Source organism: Klebsiella sp. A52, assembly GCF_018388785.1.
Taxonomy (GTDB): Bacteria; Pseudomonadota; Gammaproteobacteria; order Enterobacterales; family Enterobacteriaceae; genus Klebsiella; species Klebsiella aerogenes.
In genome coordinates this window covers 4,033,555-4,050,508 of the sequence record NZ_CP074437.1, presented here as the reverse complement: position 1 = coordinate 4,050,508, position 16,954 = coordinate 4,033,555, and the positions used below count along the sequence as shown (strand labels likewise).

General features: G+C 58.1%; 17 protein-coding genes. 6 read left to right on the top strand and 11 right to left on the bottom strand.

Features of this window, described 5'->3' with window-relative positions; translation table 11 throughout:
* Positions 1-40: 40 nt before the first annotated feature.
* The gene (locus KGA69_RS19135; protein ID WP_047077725.1) at positions 41-991 is read left to right on the top strand and encodes an FAD:protein FMN transferase; all 951 of its coding nucleotides are present in this window, start codon (positions 41-43) and stop codon (positions 989-991) included.
* Here KGA69_RS19135 and dcuR read toward each other — a convergent pair.
* Positions 972-1,691, bottom strand: coding sequence for a two-component system response regulator DcuR (gene dcuR / locus KGA69_RS19130; protein WP_047042881.1), 720 nt, complete (start codon positions 1,689-1,691; stop codon positions 972-974). The two genes, KGA69_RS19135 and dcuR, sit on opposite strands and share 20 nt — an antisense overlap.
* Positions 1,688-3,304, bottom strand: coding sequence for a sensor histidine kinase (locus KGA69_RS19125; RefSeq protein ID WP_045392345.1), 1,617 nt, complete (start codon positions 3,302-3,304; stop codon positions 1,688-1,690). Before KGA69_RS19125 ends, dcuR begins: the two co-directional genes overlap by 4 nt.
* A 305-nt stretch (positions 3,305-3,609) precedes the next feature.
* Here KGA69_RS19125 and KGA69_RS19120 point away from each other — a divergent pair, with 305 nt between their 5' ends.
* The 3 genes from KGA69_RS19120 to KGA69_RS19110 all read left to right on the top strand — a co-directional run bounded on the left by KGA69_RS19120 (position 3,610) and on the right by KGA69_RS19110 (position 7,510).
* Entirely contained in the window at positions 3,610-4,530 is a 921-nt protein-coding gene (locus tag KGA69_RS19120; protein ID WP_213292594.1) for an N-acetylmuramic acid 6-phosphate etherase, read from the top strand.
* Between the two features lie 285 nt (positions 4,531-4,815).
* Positions 4,816-6,426 carry a malate dehydrogenase (quinone) gene (gene mqo, locus KGA69_RS19115; protein ID WP_242436987.1) on the top strand — a complete coding sequence of 537 codons (1,611 nt, stop codon included), beginning with the start codon at positions 4,816-4,818 and terminating at the stop codon, positions 6,424-6,426.
* Positions 6,427-6,583: 157 nt separating this feature from the next.
* The gene (locus tag KGA69_RS19110; protein WP_045392340.1) at positions 6,584-7,510 is read left to right on the top strand and encodes a LysR family transcriptional regulator; all 927 of its coding nucleotides are present in this window, start codon (positions 6,584-6,586) and stop codon (positions 7,508-7,510) included.
* On the opposite strand, the gene mdcH is transcribed toward KGA69_RS19110, so the two are convergent.
* The 9 genes from mdcH to KGA69_RS19065 all read right to left on the bottom strand — a co-directional run bounded on the left by mdcH (position 7,500) and on the right by KGA69_RS19065 (position 15,819).
* A complete protein-coding gene (gene mdcH / locus KGA69_RS19105) occupies positions 7,500-8,402 on the bottom strand; it encodes a malonate decarboxylase subunit epsilon (protein ID WP_042892381.1) in 903 nt (300 codons plus the stop codon). The genes KGA69_RS19110 and mdcH overlap by 11 nt on opposite strands.
* The gene (locus KGA69_RS19100) at positions 8,402-9,019 is read right to left on the bottom strand and encodes a malonate decarboxylase holo-ACP synthase (RefSeq protein WP_213292593.1); all 618 of its coding nucleotides are present in this window, start codon (positions 9,017-9,019) and stop codon (positions 8,402-8,404) included. Before KGA69_RS19100 ends, mdcH begins: the two co-directional genes overlap by 1 nt.
* A gap of 3 nt (positions 9,020-9,022) precedes the next feature.
* Positions 9,023-9,982, bottom strand: coding sequence for an AEC family transporter (locus KGA69_RS19095; protein ID WP_004148291.1), 960 nt, complete (start codon positions 9,980-9,982; stop codon positions 9,023-9,025).
* Between the two features lie 136 nt (positions 9,983-10,118).
* Positions 10,119-10,919, bottom strand: coding sequence for a biotin-independent malonate decarboxylase subunit gamma (gene mdcE / locus KGA69_RS19090; RefSeq protein ID WP_045392331.1), 801 nt, complete (start codon positions 10,917-10,919; stop codon positions 10,119-10,121).
* Positions 10,919-11,752, bottom strand: coding sequence for a biotin-independent malonate decarboxylase subunit beta (locus KGA69_RS19085; RefSeq protein WP_213292592.1), 834 nt, complete (start codon positions 11,750-11,752; stop codon positions 10,919-10,921). The genes mdcE and KGA69_RS19085 overlap by 1 nt, the downstream gene beginning before the upstream one ends.
* A complete protein-coding gene (gene mdcC / locus KGA69_RS19080) occupies positions 11,745-12,044 on the bottom strand; it encodes a malonate decarboxylase acyl carrier protein (protein ID WP_008805033.1) in 300 nt (99 codons plus the stop codon). The genes KGA69_RS19085 and mdcC overlap by 8 nt, the downstream gene beginning before the upstream one ends.
* 17 nt (positions 12,045-12,061) lie before the next feature.
* The gene (locus KGA69_RS19075; RefSeq protein WP_045392329.1) at positions 12,062-12,904 is read right to left on the bottom strand and encodes a triphosphoribosyl-dephospho-CoA synthase; all 843 of its coding nucleotides are present in this window, start codon (positions 12,902-12,904) and stop codon (positions 12,062-12,064) included.
* Positions 12,904-14,559: a malonate decarboxylase subunit alpha gene (mdcA, locus tag KGA69_RS19070; protein ID WP_045392326.1), complete on the bottom strand. Its 1,656-nt coding sequence runs from the start codon at positions 14,557-14,559 to the stop codon at positions 12,904-12,906. The genes KGA69_RS19075 and mdcA overlap by 1 nt, the downstream gene beginning before the upstream one ends.
* Positions 14,560-14,784: 225 nt before the next feature.
* Complete coding sequence (locus tag KGA69_RS19065) at positions 14,785-15,819, bottom strand: AI-2E family transporter (protein WP_015366785.1); 1,035 nt, start codon at positions 15,817-15,819, stop codon at positions 14,785-14,787.
* Between the two features lie 448 nt (positions 15,820-16,267).
* On the opposite strand from KGA69_RS19065, the gene mdtJ reads away from it, so the two are divergent.
* Positions 16,268-16,630, top strand: a complete 363-nt coding sequence (gene mdtJ / locus KGA69_RS19060) for a multidrug/spermidine efflux SMR transporter subunit MdtJ (RefSeq protein ID WP_021463805.1) — start codon at positions 16,268-16,270, stop codon at positions 16,628-16,630.
* The gene (gene mdtI / locus KGA69_RS19055; RefSeq protein WP_045392324.1) at positions 16,617-16,946 is read left to right on the top strand and encodes a multidrug/spermidine efflux SMR transporter subunit MdtI; all 330 of its coding nucleotides are present in this window, start codon (positions 16,617-16,619) and stop codon (positions 16,944-16,946) included. Before mdtJ ends, mdtI begins: the two co-directional genes overlap by 14 nt.
* Positions 16,947-16,954 lie beyond the last annotated feature (8 nt).

Here is a 16,954-nt window from a genome sequence, read left to right as displayed (position 1 = left end):
TGGCTTAGCCGCCCGGCTTATCCCTTCTAAGGAGAGCCCGATGTCCGATAACCGCGTCTATAGCTACTCCGCCGTGTTGATGGGCTCGCCCATCCTGCTCAAACTCTATTCCCACGATGAGGCACTGGCCTCCCGCGTATTTCAGTTAATTAAACGCTACGAAGATCTGCTCACCGTTAACCGCGCGCAGTCGCAGGTAATGAATATCAACCATGCCGCCGGGCGTCATCCCGTTACCGTTAGCCGTCCGGTGTACCAGCTGATTAAGTGCGCTAAAGCCGCCAGTATGGTGCGCGACAGCGCCTTTAATCTGGCTATTGGCCCGCTGGTTAAACTGTGGCGCATTGGCTTTCAGGGGCATAGCGTGCCGTCGGCGGCGGATATTGCGGCGCGGCTGCCGTTAACCCGCCCGCAGGATGTCATTCTTGATGACGAAAAGCAGAGCGTGTGGCTGGCGCAGGCTGGAATGGAAATTGACCTTGGCGCAATCGCCAAAGGATATATCGCCGACCGGGTACGCGATTACCTGGGCCAGCAGGGGATCGAACAGGCGCTGATTAACCTTGGCGGCAATGTACATACGTTAGGGGAATGGGCGATTGGGCTGAAAAAACCCTTTGCCGCGGCGCAGGAACTTATCGGCTCGATAGCCGTTAGCGGGCAGTCGGTTGTCACTTCAGGCACCTATGAACGCTATTTCGAGCAGGATGGCAAACGCTGGCACCATATCCTCGATCCGCGCAGCGGCTATCCATTGGATAACGAACTCGACAGCGTCACGGTCATTTCCGCGGATTCACTGGACGGCGATATCTGGACCACGCTGCTGTATGGCCTTGGCGTGGAGAAGGGCTGCGCGGCGCTGCGCCAGCGGGACGACATTGAAGCGATCTTTGTCACCAAAAACCGCAACGTGATTCTATCGTCACCGCAGCGCATCCGCTTTCAGCTGCGCGACAGCGGCTACCAGATTACTGACTGTACTGCTTGAGCAGGCCGTACTGCTCGGCGACCAGCCGGTAGCGATACACCGGTCGGCCGGTCGCGCCGTAATGGATGGTGGTGTAGAGAATATTGATCTGCGCGAGCCAGATCAGATATTTGCGGCAGGAGACGCGCGAGATATTCACCGCCGCCGCCAGCTCATCGGTAGAAAATTCCACATCAGGGTGGCTGTCAATCCACTGGCACAGTGTGCGTAGGGTTTGCGCCGTTAAGCCTTTCGGTAGCTTACGCGCGTCAGCCGCTTCCGGCGCGCCGCCGTGCAGTAGACGATCGACATCCGCCTGCTCGTAATAGGGCTGGCCGGTCATCAGTTTGCGCTTTTCGCGCCATGCGGTCAGCGCCTCTTCAAAGCGCGGGAACTGGAAAGGTTTAATCAGATAATCCACCACGCCGTAGTGCATGGCGGTTTGAACGGTGGCGGCATCGGCGGCGGAGGTTATCATAATCACGTCGATGGCGCGGCCGCTGGCGCGAATGGTCGGCAGCAGATCCAGGCCGCTATCCTGCTGCATATAAACGTCCAGCAGTACTAAATCGATCGCCATCTGCGGGTCGTTAATCATCTCCTGGGCTTTGCCGAGCGTCGACGCGGTGCCGCAGCAGCTGAAACCGGGGATGCGCGCCACGTACAGGCGGTTCAGCTCGGCAACCATCGCATCGTCGTCAACAATCAATACATTTATCACGCTTTTTTCCTTTTACTATCCCAGGGCAGGTGAACAAAAAATTGGGTAAATACGCCAGGCTCGGACTCAACGGCTAGCGTGCCGCCGAGTTCGTGGAGCTGCTGGTTGGCGAGAAACAGGCCGACGCCGCGATTCTCGCCTTTGGTGGAGAAGCCCTTATTAAAAATGGCGTCGATATTGGCCGCCGGGATCCCCGGGCCGTCGTCGCTGACTTCACCGCTTAGCCAGCCATCCTGATAGTGCAATAGCAGGCTCACTTCGCCTTCCGCCTGGCCGCTCATCGCATCCAGCGCATTTTCAATGAGATTACCTAATACCGTTACCAGCACGGTGACCTGTTTTTCATTCGGGCAATCCGGCACAAGGCTTTCTTCGGCGAGGTTCAAGGTGAAGCCTCGCTCTTTGGCGCGCTGGATTTTACCAATCAGGAAGCCGGCGACCACCGGCGATTTTATCCGGTGCTGAATTTCGCCGATGTCGGCCTGATAGGCATGGGCGGTTTGCAGTACATATTCTTCCAGCTTGTCATAGCTTTTCATATTCAGCAGGCCGAGGATCACGTGCAGCTTGTTCATAAATTCGTGCGAAGTGGTGCGCAGGGCATCGACGTAGCTCATCATGCCATCCAGCCGTTGCACCAGTTGACTCATCTCGGTTTTATCGCGGAAGGTGCTGATGGCGCCGACGATGGCGTTCTGGCTGCGCACCGGGACGGTATTGCTAATCAGCAACAAGCCATTACAGCCGAGCGCGCGGTCATAGATGGGCTCGCCGCTGCGCAGAACTTCCTGCAGGTCCGCCAGCAGCGGGGTGCGATCGATGCTTTTATCCGGCCCGCTAAGTAACATGCCGCGGGCGGCCGGGTTAATCAGCGTGACCTGGCCGCTGCTATCCACGGCAATCACGCCTTCTTTGAGCGAGTGCAGCATCGCCTGACGCTGTTGGAACTGGGTAGAGATATCCTGCGGCTCCAGCCCCAGCAAAATACGCTTCAAGCCGCGCACCAGGCTCCAGGTGCCGATTGCGCAGACCAGCGCGCTGAACAGAATGGTCAGCAGGACGTCCCAGCGGCTATTGGCGATCTGTTCGTCGACTTTACTCAGCGAAATCCCCACCACCACCACGCCTATCTGTTGATGCTGTTCATTGAATACCGGGGTGAACACGCGCAGCGCCGGCGCCAGTACGCCGTGGTTAATCGCCACGTTTTCGCGCCCGGCGAGCGTCGGGCGGATATCTTCGCCGATAAACGGTTTACCGATGATGGCGCTATCCGGATGCGAATAGCGGATACCGCGCATGTCGGTTACAATCGCGTAAAGCAGATCGTTACGTCGGGTAATGGCCTGCGCCAGCGGCTGAATAATATTGCTCTGCGGCGGCTCGCTGAGGCCGCGCTTCACCTGCGGCATATCGGCCATGGTGCGCGCCACCGCCAGCGCCGTCTCTTTTAAGCCGTCGCGGGTGGCGTTGCTGATCTGCATAAACCATAGCGCGTAGACCAGCAGTAGCACCGCGCCGATAACGCTGCCAATCATCAGCGTGACAGCGGTACTTAATTTCAGGCTGCGGGCGCGCTTACGGGCGGGCGGCTGTAGCTCGGCTTCCTTCATGACAACCCCGGTCAATTCGTTGAACGATCATTATCGCCGATAGGGCGGCTTTCATAAAGCCGTGTAATAACAGTAAAACCGGCTTACCGGGTATCCGCTGCCTGACATGCGTAGCCCTCATGCTCGGATAACGCGCAATCGCGCCGCGATTAGGTGTCGAGTGAACAAACTGTGACCCCCGTGGCGGTAAAACCGTGGATGAAGGCTTTACACTGGCCGCATCAATCAAATAGCCGTGATGAATGAATGGATATGTCATTGCTATTGATGTAGCCGCAGTGAGTTCGGTTTTAAATGGAGGTTTTATGAGCAGTAAGCCAACCGCATCAATGCTGGAACGACGCCACCCGCAAACGCGCCATATCGATACGCTCGCCACCCTCGATATGCTGACCCTGCTGCAGCAGGATAACAAACAGATAGCCGTCGCCATCGATGCCTGCCTGCCGCAGATTACCCGGCTGGTGGATAACGCCGCGGCGACCCTGAGCCGGGGAGGACGGCTGGTGATCATTGGCGCCGGGGCATCCGGGCAGGCGGCGTTGCAAACGGTTAATGACTATTCCCCTGAAGCCAATCACTCACTGGTGGCGATTATCGCCGGCGGCGAAGAGAGCTCGCTGCAGGCGGCCGAGATGGCGGCTAACGATTATGACGCGGGCGTGCGCGATTTGCAGCTACATGCCTTCAGCGCCAACGATATGCTGCTGGCCCTTTCCGTCAGCGGCAAAATACCGTGGGTGTGGGGAGCCATGCGTCACGCCTGGTCGCTGGGAGCGCCGATTGCGCTACTGACGCAGCTGAGCGACAGCGAGGCTGCGCAGCTGGCGGATATTATTATTGCGCCGCAGACCGGGCCGGAGGCGGTAGCCGGTTATGGCAACCCGAAAGCGCAACTGGCGCAGCGGCAGATCCTCACCCTGTTAACTACCGGCCTGGCGGTACGCAGCGGCAAGGTGTACGGCAACCTGCGCGTAGACCTCCAGGCAACCAGCCCGCGTTGGGAGGAGCGGCAAATCGCCATGGTGATGGCCGCCACAGAGTGTACGCGCGCGCAAGCCAAAGCCGCGTTGGCCAGTTGCAATCAGCATTGTCGGACGGCGATTCTGATGCTGATGACGGGGCTTGATGCCTGGCAGGCGCGGGATCTGCTCAGCGAAAACAACAACCATCTGCGTATCGCCCTGGGTGAAGCGCAAGAGAAAACGCCATGTAACGTCAATTAATTTCCTCGCCGGTTTGTTAAATAACTAAATAAACCGGCGCTATATTTCTTATCGCCTGAATAATCCTGCTTTTTTTGCCGCTATTTTCACAATAACCGCCAGTGAAATAAATAAACTGCTTTTTTAAGTTAAAAAACTGTTTGCATTAAAATATCGAAGTGTAAATGATATTTTAAAATAAAGTAAAAGTGCGTTAATATGACGGCTCTTATTACACTTTTGCTACGCGATATTTCTATTATGCCTGCAATTAAAAAAACGATTATATCTATGACCGCATTAGCGATGTTCGTCAGTACGGCGACCTACGCGAATGGCGATACCTCGAAAAAAACTGATTTTCTGCTGATCGGCGGCGGTATCATGAGCGCTTCGCTGGGCACCTGGCTGCAGGAACTGCAGCCGGAGTGGAAACAGGTGATGGTGGAGAAACTCGACGGCGTCGCGCTGGAGTCCTCTAACGGCTGGAATAACGCCGGTACCGGTCACTCAGCAAATATGGAACTGAACTACACGCCGCAGCGTGCAGACGGTTCTATTGATGTCAGCAAAGCGCTGGATATCAATGAACAGTTTATGATTTCGCGCCAGTTCTGGTCGGCGCAGGTCAAACGCGGTATTTTGCACGACCCGCACTCGTTTATTAATTCCACGCCGCATATGAGTTTCGTGTGGGGCGATAATGTGGATTATCTGCAAAAGCGTTATAACGCGCTGCAGCAGACTACCTTATTCCAGGGAATGAAATTCTCCACCGATCACGCGCAAATTAAACAGTGGGCGCCGTTGGTCATGGAAGGACGCGATCCGCAGCAAAAAGTGGCCGCCACCTGGACGCCGGTCGGTACCGACGTGAACTACGGTGAAATCACCCGTCAGCTGATCGGCAGCCTGAAAAAGAGCAGCAATTTCTCGCTGCAGACCTCTTCTGAAGTCACCGATTTCAAACGCAATGCCGACAACTCCTGGCACGTGACGATTAAGAACGTGAAGAGCGGTGAAGAGCAGGCTATCGACGCCAAATATGTCTTCATCGGCGCCGGCGGCGGCGCGCTGAAGCTGCTGCAGAAAACCGGCATTCCGGAAGCGGACAACTATGCGGGCTTCCCGGTAGGCGGCTCGTTCCTGATGACCGAAAACCCGGAGCTGACTAAACTGCACCAGCAGAAAGTCTATGGTCAGGCCTCGGTTGGCGCGCCGCCGATGTCGGTACCGCACCTGGATGCTCGTTACCTTGATGGTAAGCGCGTGGTGCTGTTCGGACCATTCGCCACCTTCTCCACCAAGTTCCTGAAAAACGGTTCGTTCTTCGATCTGCTGAGCACCACCACCACCAGCAACGTACTGCCGATGACCCACGTTGGCCTCGACAACTTCGATCTGGTGAAGTACCTGATTAGCCAGGTTATGCTCAGCGATGATGACCGCTTTGCGGCGCTGAAAGAGTACTACCCGAACGCGCGCAAAGAAGACTGGAAACTGATTCAGGCCGGTCAGCGCGTGCAGATCATCAAAAAAGACGCGGAGAAGGGCGGCGTTCTGAAGCTCGGTACCGAAGTGGTGGTCGATCAGCAGAAAACGATTTCTGCGCTGCTCGGCGCATCGCCAGGTGCTTCCACCGCCGCGCCGATCACCCTGAACGTTCTCAAGCAGATGTTCCCGCAGCAGTTTAACTCGCCGGAATGGCAGAGCCGCATTCGCGCCATCGTGCCGAGCTACGGCGAGAAGTTAAACGGTAATGTGGCCCTGACCCAGCAGGTTTGGGATGACACCGCCGCGACGCTGCAGTTGACTAAGCCTCCGGTCATTCAGATGCCAGAGTCCGCGCCGACCGCGACCGCCAAACCGGCAGAGACGCCGCGCGAAGCCTCGCCGCAACACGATATGGCGCTGTAACGACGCATCCAGGCAGTGAATAAAAGGGAAGACCATGGTCTTCCCTTTTTTGCGTTATTTACCGGCTGACGCCGCGCGCTGCCTGCAACTTTGGCCTCATAAAAGATATACTGGTTTGAATTGAAACAGAAAATTAAACCAGGAGTGTGGAAGGGCTATGAAAGACGATATCAACCAGGAGATCACCTTCCGCAAGCTGTCGGTCTTTATGATGTTTATGGCGAAGGGCAATATCGCCAGAACCGCCGAAGCCATGAAGCTCAGCAGCGTTAGCGTTCACCGCGCGCTGCATACGCTCGAAGAGGGAGTCGGCTGCCCGCTGTTTGTCCACAAAGGGCGTAACCTGCTGCCGCTGCAGGCGGCGTGGACGCTGCTCGAATACTGCCAGGATGTGATGAGTCTGATGAGTCGCGGGCTTGAGGCGACGCGCAAAGTCGCCGGCGTTGGTCAGGGGCGGTTGCGCATTGGTACTCTCTATTCGCTGACGCTGGAAACCGTTCCGCGCATCATTATGGGGATGAAGCTGCGTCGCCCGGAGCTTGAACTGGATCTGACGATGGGCTCCAACCAGATGCTGCTGGATATGCTGGAAGACGATGCCCTTGACGCTATTTTAATCGCCACCAATGAAGGCGAGTACAATAATTCGGCCTTCGACGTGGTGCCGCTGTTTGAAGATGATATCTTCCTCGCCGCGCCGGCGACGGAACAGCTGGATACCTCGCAGCTCGCCGACCTGCGCGATTACGCCGATCGCAAGTTTGTCTCGCTGGCGGAAGGGTTTGCGACTTATGCCGGGTTTCAGGAGGCTTTTCAGGTAGCCGGTTTTGAGCCGGAAATTGTGACCAGGGTGAATGATATCTTTTCGATGATAAGCCTGGTGCAGGCGGGCGTCGGCTTCGCGCTGCTGCCGGGGCGCATGAAGAAAGTCTATGAAAACGATGTGCAGCTGTTAAAGCTGGCGGAACCCTATCAGATGCGCCAGCTGATCTCTATCGTCTATTCACACCATCGCGAGCGCGATGCCGACCTGCTGGCGCTGGCGGCGGAAGGGCGCATGTACGCCCGCAGCATTAATCGCTAAGCCGCTTTGCAAGATGGCGGGCGACGTCTACGCCGCTGCGCTCCAGCGCAATGGTCTCGCCGCGCCAGCCCGCCTGGCGGGTCAGGCAGGTGAGCACGCCGCCGGGCGGCATCTCGATTGCCAGTCTCGCGTCGCGTTCATCGGCGGCGATCATCGCCTCCTGCCAATGTACGGTGCGCGCCATGTTCATCGCCAGATCGTCGGCGATCCGCTGCGGATCCCACAGCACGCGCGCCGTCGAGCCGCTTAAATAGGCGCGCTGAGGGCGCGTTAAGGTGACCTCGGCGAAGGCTTTTGCCAGGGCGACGGCCGGTTTAGCCAACAGCGCGCAGTGCGACGGCACGCTGACCGCCAGCCGTTGGGCTTTACTGGCGCCAGCCTGCAGCGCCAGCTGCGCCACCTCGGCCATGGCGTCATCACGCCCGGCGATCACGATCTGCGTTTCGGCGTTCAGATTGGCGAGATACACCTCGTGGCCCTGCATCAGCGCCTCAATCCGCGGGCGTGTCAGCCCCATAATCGCCGTCAGCCCGTAACCTTCGGGATAAGCCTGCTCCATTAAATCGCCGCGCAGCGCCACCAGCCGCAGCGCGCTGGCGAAATCGAGTGCGCCGGCAATCACAGCAGCCGGAAACGCGCCGATGGACAGACCGCTGACCATCTGCGGATCCACGCCCTGACGCTGTAGCTCGCGCGCCCAGGCCACCCCGGCGATCAGCAGACAAAGCTGGACCGCACGGGTATGCTTTAGCGCATCGGCGCTATCGAGAGTATCGACTTCATCCCCCAGCACGGCGCGCGCCTGGGAGAGGATAGCCTCGCGATCGGGGATTGCCGCCAGCATTGCGGGGCGCTGGCCGCCCTGACCGGGAAAAGTAAATAAAATCTTCATCATTCCTCCCTGTGCCACGGCGTCGCGGTTAAGCGCGCGCCGCGGGATGTTTTCAGCAGCGCGCGGCCATCGCGCAGCCACTCATTAAGGGCGAAGGCGCCGTAGGGGGTTTCTACCTGGGTATCGGCGCGGCACGGTAGTTGGGCCACCCGGGCCTGCCATTCCAGCAAGGCCTCACGGTCCAGCGGCTGCGGCGCGCGGATCAGCAGATCCAGATCGCTTGCCGCATGCAGCACCGGGATTTCGGTTGCCAGCGCGTAGCCGGTACTGCCGGTGACGCCCCAGCCCCAGGGCCAGCGGTGTAAGGTGAGGGCGATAGCCGCCTGGACCGGCGGCTGCGAGACAAACGGCGAGCTGAGTAATGCTTCGCGCTCGACAAGCATCTCCGGGGTGACGCTGCGCACGATATTGTGCGCCTGTACCCAGCCGGCGGCGCGCTGCTTGCGCTTCATGCCCCGCACCCCAACCGGGATGCGGGTCTGGTCGTCAACGTCGCGCCTCACCACCACCGGCAGCGCGGCTCGCCACTGCTGAGCCACCCACGGCTCGGCAATAGCTTCCAGGGCGCTGGCGTGGTTTAACCAAACTAAATCGTGGGGACGCGGCGTTGATGACATGGTTTACAGTCCTGAAGTCAAAGAGATAAACAGCGGTAGCGACAGGATACACAGAACCGAGCTTAACAGCAGCACGGCTTCAGCATCCGGAGACTGCACGCCGAAGCGGTTGCCGAAGACCACGCCGAAGAAGCCGGCGGCCAGCGCAATCATCAGGATCGCGGTAATGGCGATAGAGCCGTGCAGACCAAGTAACATCACCAGACCCCAGGCAATAAACGGCTGCACCAGCAGTTTCACGATGGTTGAGGTAGCGATCAGCGCATTGAGCTGCAGTTTACGTGCCGACAGGATCACCCCGGTGAGGAACAGCGCGGCGGCGGTGGCGGCCAGGCCCAGCGGTTTGATCGACGCCAGCAGCAGGTCCGGCATTTTAATGCCGATAGCAGAAAGCACCACCCCAAGCAGCGGGCCCCAGACGATCGGTTTTTTCACCGAACGCCACATCAGCACCGGCAGCATCGCCAGCGTAGAACCGCTGTTTTCACCCGCGGCGCGGGCTTTTTCACGCTCCAGAATCAGCAGGCAGAACGGGGTCATCAGCACCGAGCCGCAGGCGATAGAAACCGCCACCGACAGCGAGGTTGACGCGCCTTCACCCAGCACGCTGCCGAGGATCGGCAGACCCAGCGCGGCATAGTTTGGCAGGGCGACGGTGAGGGTCAGCACCGCGGCATCCTGCGGCGTGCGTTTGAACACGCTGGTGGCGAGGAAGTAGATTGCGGCATAGGTGATCCACATCGCGCCGGTCAGCACCAGCACCAGCGGCGACTGGGCGACGATACCGGCCCACGGCGTTTGTACCGTCGCGCTAAACAGCGTGGCGGGTAAGGCAAAATCCATTACAAAAATATTAAGCAGCGAGACGTTTTTGTTATCTACCATCCCGGCCTTTCCGGCCCAGAAACCCAGCAGCATAATGACGAAAATGGGCGCGAGAGCATGAATAATCACATAAGTCATAAATCACCTGTAAATAAAATAGAGTACTGGCGCGATTGTTATTTTTTCTAAAAGCCGTCCCTTCCCGGAGCGTTTATTCCGCGCTCCGGGAGACTGCTTCCGGCAGGTTTTCTTCTACTACTTACGTACGAACGTCTTACCAGCTGGCGCGCATGCGATCGCGAACCAGTTGTGAGCTGCGGCGGTTTTCCGCGCCCAGGCGGCACTTCAGTGAGGTATCGGTGCGCGCGTCAGCGATGGCGTCGCGCAGGGTACGGCTGACCAGCGACAGATCGCCTTCGTCTGGCGCATCCGGATGGTTGATATCGAGCAGGGCGGAGAGCAGGCCGAGCGTAGCGTAGTTGCTGACGTCGTAGGCCATCGGCGGGATCGTCGCCGCCAGTTTCTCCAGCGCTTCTACGGTACGCAGCGTAATACGCGCCGCCGATTCTTTACCCATCGCGTGAACCAGCACGCCGCTATCGTTAAAGGCGATCAGGCGGTTGGCCTGATAGCCGTGGGCCAGAAACGCCCCGGACATCGCTTTTCCGACAATCAGGCCAATCACCGGGTGGCCGGCAAGACGGGCTTTGGCGTAGGCGCCTGCCGCCCCGGCCAGGGCCTGGTGGATGCCAAAGGCTTCTTCGCGGCGGCCATAGGCCTGGCTCGGGACATCAATTACCGCGACGATCGGCCGTTTGACAGGCCGATCGGCGTCGGCGGCGATGGTTTCGTTGACCACTTTCGCCAGCGTCCAGCCTTCCAGCAGGCCGACTTCGCCGCCGGCGGCGCGCGGGTAGTGGTTGTTGGCGTCAGGTACCACGGCGATAAAGCGGACGTTTTCGCCCTCAATCTGGCCATCTGCAACCTGAACAGAGGCGCATAACCCGCTCATCAGCGGCGCGTTGGGCGCCAGTTTGTTCAGCCATAGCGCGGCGCGGTTTGGGAACTGACTCATTATTTATCCTCCCGGGCAAAAAGCTGTTTAATCTTCGCGGTATCCGCCTGCTGGCGGGTATCGAATTGGCTCAAGCGACGCAGATAATCGTCATAGTTGTCGCTGCGGTGTTGTGCCGGTACACCTTTGGCGATCGCCTCATTCATTGCGGTTTTAACGGCGTTAACGCCATCGTTAACCAGCGCGTCGACCAAGCCGCTGGCGGCGCGAATTTCGCCGCCGGTCATGCTCCAGATAAACGGACGGTTACGGGAGTCGTACTCTTCAATTCCGGCTTCCTGCTCGATAACCTGCGGGCCGTTGAGGCCGAGACGGGCTTCACGGGTGACGATAAGGTAGCTGCACAGCGCCGCGGCGATGGACATGCCGCCGAAGCAGCCGACGGTACCGGTAATAATGCCGACCACCGGGGTGTAGCGGCGCAGGTCGACAATCGCGGCATGAATATCGGCGATGGCGGCCAGACCGAGGTTGGCCTCCTGCAGACGTACGCCGCCGGTTTCGAGGCACAGTACCGCCTGCGTCGGGATACCGTTGCGGTTATCTTCCGCCGCCAGCTCCAGCGCGGCGGCCATTTTGGCGCCGGAGACTTCGCCCATGCTGCCGCCCTGGAAGGTGCCTTCGATGGCAATTACCACCGCAGGTTGGCCGTTGATCGTGCCTTTGGCGACCACCATACCGTCGTCGGACTGCGGGACGATGCCCTGCGCGCCGAGCCACGGCGACATAATGCCTTCAAACGGATCCAGCAGTTCGCGGTAGCTGCCGTCGTCCAGCAGGGCGTGGGCGCGTTCGCGAGCGCGCAGTTCAATAAAGCTGCGATCGTTACGCATGAGCAGCCTCCTCAAATACTTGTTCAATACGAATACGGGCGACGCCCGGCGTGGCGCCGAAGTCGTGAATAATCAACTGCCCGGCGGGCAGACCGTTGATCAGGTTCAACCTGTCGAACAGCGCCTGCCAGCGCGCCTGGCTGTTATCCACTGAGGTGGTGATTTGTACGTTGAGCGTGGCGCCCTGTGCGGCGGTATAAAGCACTTCCATATCGCCTGAACCTACGACCCCTGCCAATGCTTTGCCGCTGAGGGCGCGGTTGGCAGGAAATGACAATGTAATCTGTTCCATAACATCCTCTGAATGCGTTAGCCGGAAACCCGGTCGAGAAACAGGGTGGCGGCAAGGAGATCGGCCGCGCCACCCGGCGAGGCGTTTTGCGCCAGCATCTGCGCATCGAGGCGCGCCAGCGCGGCGCGACCGGCGACGCTGGCGCAACCGCCAGCCGCCAGAACCTCACGGGCGCCTTGCTGCATGGCTTCCAGGCCGTTCATGCCGGCCCGCGACAGCACGCAGGTATCGCTCAGCGAGGTCATGATGGCCATCAGCGCGTCGAGGCGCGCCTGCGGCTCGCTGGCGCCTCGCGCCCGGCTTTGCTGTAGTTGCGGCAGCGCCAGGGCGGTAACATGCGGAAATCCGCGCTGCGCTTCCTCGCGTGCCCCGGGCACCTGCCAGCGACGGCTGGCGCGCAGCCCTTTACTAAAGGTTTTCGGCGCGAAGCCGTCAGGCAGGCGGGCGAGGGAGGCGGCGGCGGCGGCGATCGCCTGTGATTGACCCTCTCCACCCAACATCGCCACCGCGCTGACCAGCAGGCCCAGCGCCCAGATAGCGCCGCGGTGGGTGTTAACTCCATCCGTCGCCATCATCATCTGCGCTTCACCTTCGCGACCGAGGCGGCCGACGGTTTCGCGCAGGGCGATATCCGCCGGACGCTGCCAGCTTTGCTGCGCCAGCGCATGAAACGTCGGCTGTAGGCTGCGGGCGGAGCGTTCCATCAGGTCCAGATTGAGATCCTGATGCGCGCCGTTGCCGCGACTATCGACCAGACCCGGTTTCGGGCTCAGACGGGCTTCGTCAATCAGACACGCGCTGGCGGTATGCGCCAGCCAGCTGACGCGGCTTTCTGCGTGTAGGGGGGAGAGTTTTTTCATTACCAGCTCCGGAATTTTGCCGGTGGGTTGTACAGTCCGTCGGACCATTCCACCAGCTCGGCGACGCTGCCGGCGGCCAGTAGCGAGCGGGTGGCATCGCTGCGGCGAATGCCGATATCTTCCGGGTAGACGACCTTGCCGCTCTGGCGCAGCGCGGCGACGCGTTTGGCGTCTACACCGAGGCCAATATCGGTGATCCCGGCCACCGCGGCGACCATCACCCGGCGCTCTTCAAGGCTCTCGGCCCGGTACAGGTAAGCGATACCCTCTTCGGTCAGCACGTGGGTCACGTCATCGCCGTAAATCATCACCGGCGCCAGCGGCATGCCGGAAGTTTTGGCGACCTCGACCGCATCGAGCGTTTCAACGAAGGTCGGTTTCACGCCGGCCTGGAAGGTTTCGACCATCTGCACCACCAGTTTTTTACCGCGCTGCATCGGGTCTGGTTCAGTGATCATATTGAGCCAGGCCGGGGTGGCGTGGCGGCGACCGTGCGGGTCGTGGCCCATGTTCGGCGCGCCGCCGAAGCCGGAAAGGCGGCCGCGGGTGACGGTGGAGGAGTTGGCCAGACCATCAACCTGCAGGGTCGAACCGATAAACATATCTACCGCGTACTGACCTGCCAGCTGGCAGAAGGCGCGGTTAGAACGCATCGACCCGTCCGGGCCGGTAAAGAAGATATCCGGGCGGGCGCGGATGTACTCTTCCATCCCCAGTTCGCCGCCGAAGCAGTGCACGCTCTCCACCCAGCCGCTCTCGATGGCCGGGATTAAGGTAGGGTGCGGGTTCAGCGTCCAGTGTTTACAGATTTTGCCTTTCAGGCCGAGCTGTTCGCCGTAGGTGGGCAGCAGCAGCTCGATGGCGGCGGTATTAAAACCGATACCGTGGTTAAGCGACTGCACCTGATGCTCCGCGTAGATGCCTTTAATCGCCATCATCGCCATCAGAATGTGTTCTTGCTTAATCAGACGCGGGTCGCGGGTGAACAGCGGTTCAATAAAGAACGGTTTGTCGGCGACCACCACGTAATCGATCCACGAGCCGGGGATATCGACGCGCGGCAGATCGCATTCGTCGTCCACCAGTTCGTTGACCTGGGCTATCACAATGCCGTCGTGGAAGGCGGCGGCTTCAACCAGCGCCGGGGTATCTTCGGTACTCGGTCCGGTATACAGGTTGCCTTTACGGTCAGCTTTATAGCCGGCGATCAGCGCGACGTTTGGCGACAGATCGACATACAGGCGGGAGTAGAGTTCGATATAGGTGTGGATGGCGCCGATTTCGAGCAGACCATCTTCCAGCAGTTGCGAGATGCGCAGGCTTTGCGTGCCGGAGAAAGAGAAATCCAGTTTACGGGCAATGCCTTTTTCAAACAGGTCCAGATGCTCGCTGCGCCCGACGCTTGGCATAATCATATGCAGGTCGTGGATTTTCTGCGGATTGACCTCGGCGAGCATGCGGGAGAGGAAATCAGCCTGCTTCTGGTTATTACCTTCCAGTACTACCCGGTCGCCAGGGGCGAGCAGATTTTCCAGTACGCTGACCAGTTGGTCAGTGGGTATGACTTTGCCGGCAATCTTCGTTTCAGCCAGCCGCCGCTGTTTTTCCGTCCGGCGACGGTTCCAGACCCGTCCCGTCGTTTGTTCAGCATTCATTGTTAACCTCCTGATTCGACAAATCGTTTCGTTTGTCCTGGTGGAAGTTAGTGTGCGATGCGCAGCGCTGCGCATCAATTAAGCACGCCGGCTAATCGTTAGCTTTAGAGTAATGATTGGATATGCCCATTTGTGATGGGGATCAATAATAAAAAAGGAGTAACGGTCTAAGCGGAAAAGATGAAAGGAGGGGAAGGCTGGCGGATAGGCCAGCCAGATTGCCGGTTATTCTTTACTTAAGTCGCTGAGTAAGAAAGCAATACTCTGCCCGCCGTTGGTTTGCTCAAGGGCGATTTTCACAATGATGGTCAACGGCACCGACAGCAGCATGCCGACCGGGCCAAGCAACCAACCCCAGAATATTAACGACAGAAATACCACCAGCGTGGAGAGCCCCAGTCCGCGGCCCATAATGCGCGGTTCGAGAATATTGCCGAACACCAGGTTGATAATAAGGTAACCGGCAGTGACGATCAGCGCCTCATACAGGCCGCCAAATACCATTACCTGCAAAATCGGCGGGATGGCTGCCAATACCGAACCGATATTGGGAATGTAGTTCAGCGCAAAAGCCAGCAACCCCCACATAAAGGCGAAACGGACGTCCAACAGCGCCAGCATACCCCAGACCACCAGTCCGGTGACCAGGCTTATCGCGGTTTTCAGCACCAGATAGTGGGACACGCTATCAATCGCCCGCTGAATGGCGCCCATCCCCTCAACCGGCCGCGACATCAGCTGCTGGAGCTTGGCGGGCAGTTGCGGCACTTCCAACAGCATAAATACTACGGTGAGCAGCAACAGAAAAATGGACGACATCGCATTCGACAACTGGGTCAACAGGCTGGTAACCAGCGTCATCACCGCGTTGGGATCGATATACTTATTCAGCTCAATGGCGGAGACGGTAAAACCAAAGCGCTGTAGCCATGGCGTGACCGTTTTTAGCGGTTCGGCCAGCGACGTGCGGTATTGTGGCAGAGTGCGCGCCAGTTCGTTAAGCGAGGTGCCAAGCGACGCCAGCAGTACCACCGCCAGCAGGACGATAGCGCCCACCAGTAGCGAAATCGCCAGCACCCGGGGCACCCGACAGCGCACCATCAGCTGGACCAGCGGATTGATCACCACCGCAAGGAACAGCGCTAAGATAAAGGGGACGATAATGTCGGCGGCAAAACGGATGCCCGTAAGGATGATAACCAACATGCCCAGCATGATGACGATCTTGAGTCCATTAAGGGTGATGATGGGTTTGGCCATTGGGTTCCTTACGGTAAAGATGAAAACGTCCTTGATCATAGCGACTTTGCTATACACGTTTATGATGGAGATCAGTTTGAGAAAATACTAATTGAAATCGCGCCTTAGACGTAAAGAATTGCAAAGACTTTGAGTTAATATTAACACTATGGTACAAATTTACTTGTGTTTAACTACCGAGGACAATTTTTTTCCGCAATGACGAGAAGCAACACCGCGGATAATTGTAATTTTATGAACAATCAGTTCAGCTTTTATTTTTCGACTCATCACGCATTACCTTTCATCCTTTCCCGATTTGCTGGCGAACAGCACTGGCGCTCCGCGCTATAGTCCCATTCTCTCTGCCTGAGCTGGCGCACCGCGCACGGCTAAAACTACGTCAGAATTTTTTCGGTTTACCTTCGTAAGCCGTCATGGATTGTATTCTCAAGCAGGAGAAGGGATTATGTTTTATTGGATTTTATTAGCCTTAGCTATCGTTGCTGAAATAACCGGCACGCTGTCTATGAAATGGGCAAGCGTCAGCGGCGGTCATACGGGCTATATTTTAATGCTGGCAATGATTGCGCTTTCATATATTTTCCTGGCCTTCGCCGTTAAAAAGATTGCTCTCGGTGTGGCGTATGCGCTATGGGAAGGTATCGGTATTCTGTTGATTACCGTATTTAGCGTGCTGCTGTTCGATGAAAGCCTGTCTATCGTAAAACTGGCCGGGCTGGCAACGCTGGTCGCGGGTATTGTGCTGATTAAGTCCGGCACAAAGAAAGCGGTGAAACAGCGTGAGGAGACAGCTCATGCAACAGTTTGAGTGGATTCACGGCGCCTGGCTGGCGCTGGCTATCGTACTGGAAATTACCGCGAACGTATTTCTGAAATTTTCCGACGGTTTTCGTCGTAAAATATACGGTATCCTGTCGCTGGCGGCGGTGTTAGGGGCTTTTAGCGCTCTTTCGCAGGCGGTAAAAGGTATCGATCTTTCCGTCGCTTATGCGTTGTGGGGAGGGTTTGGGATCGCGGCGACTATCGCCGCCGGTTGGATCCTCTTTGGACAACGCCTTAACCATAAAGGCTGGGTTGGCGTCGTGCTGCTGGTAGCCGGCATGGTATTGATAAAACTGGCTTGATATGATGC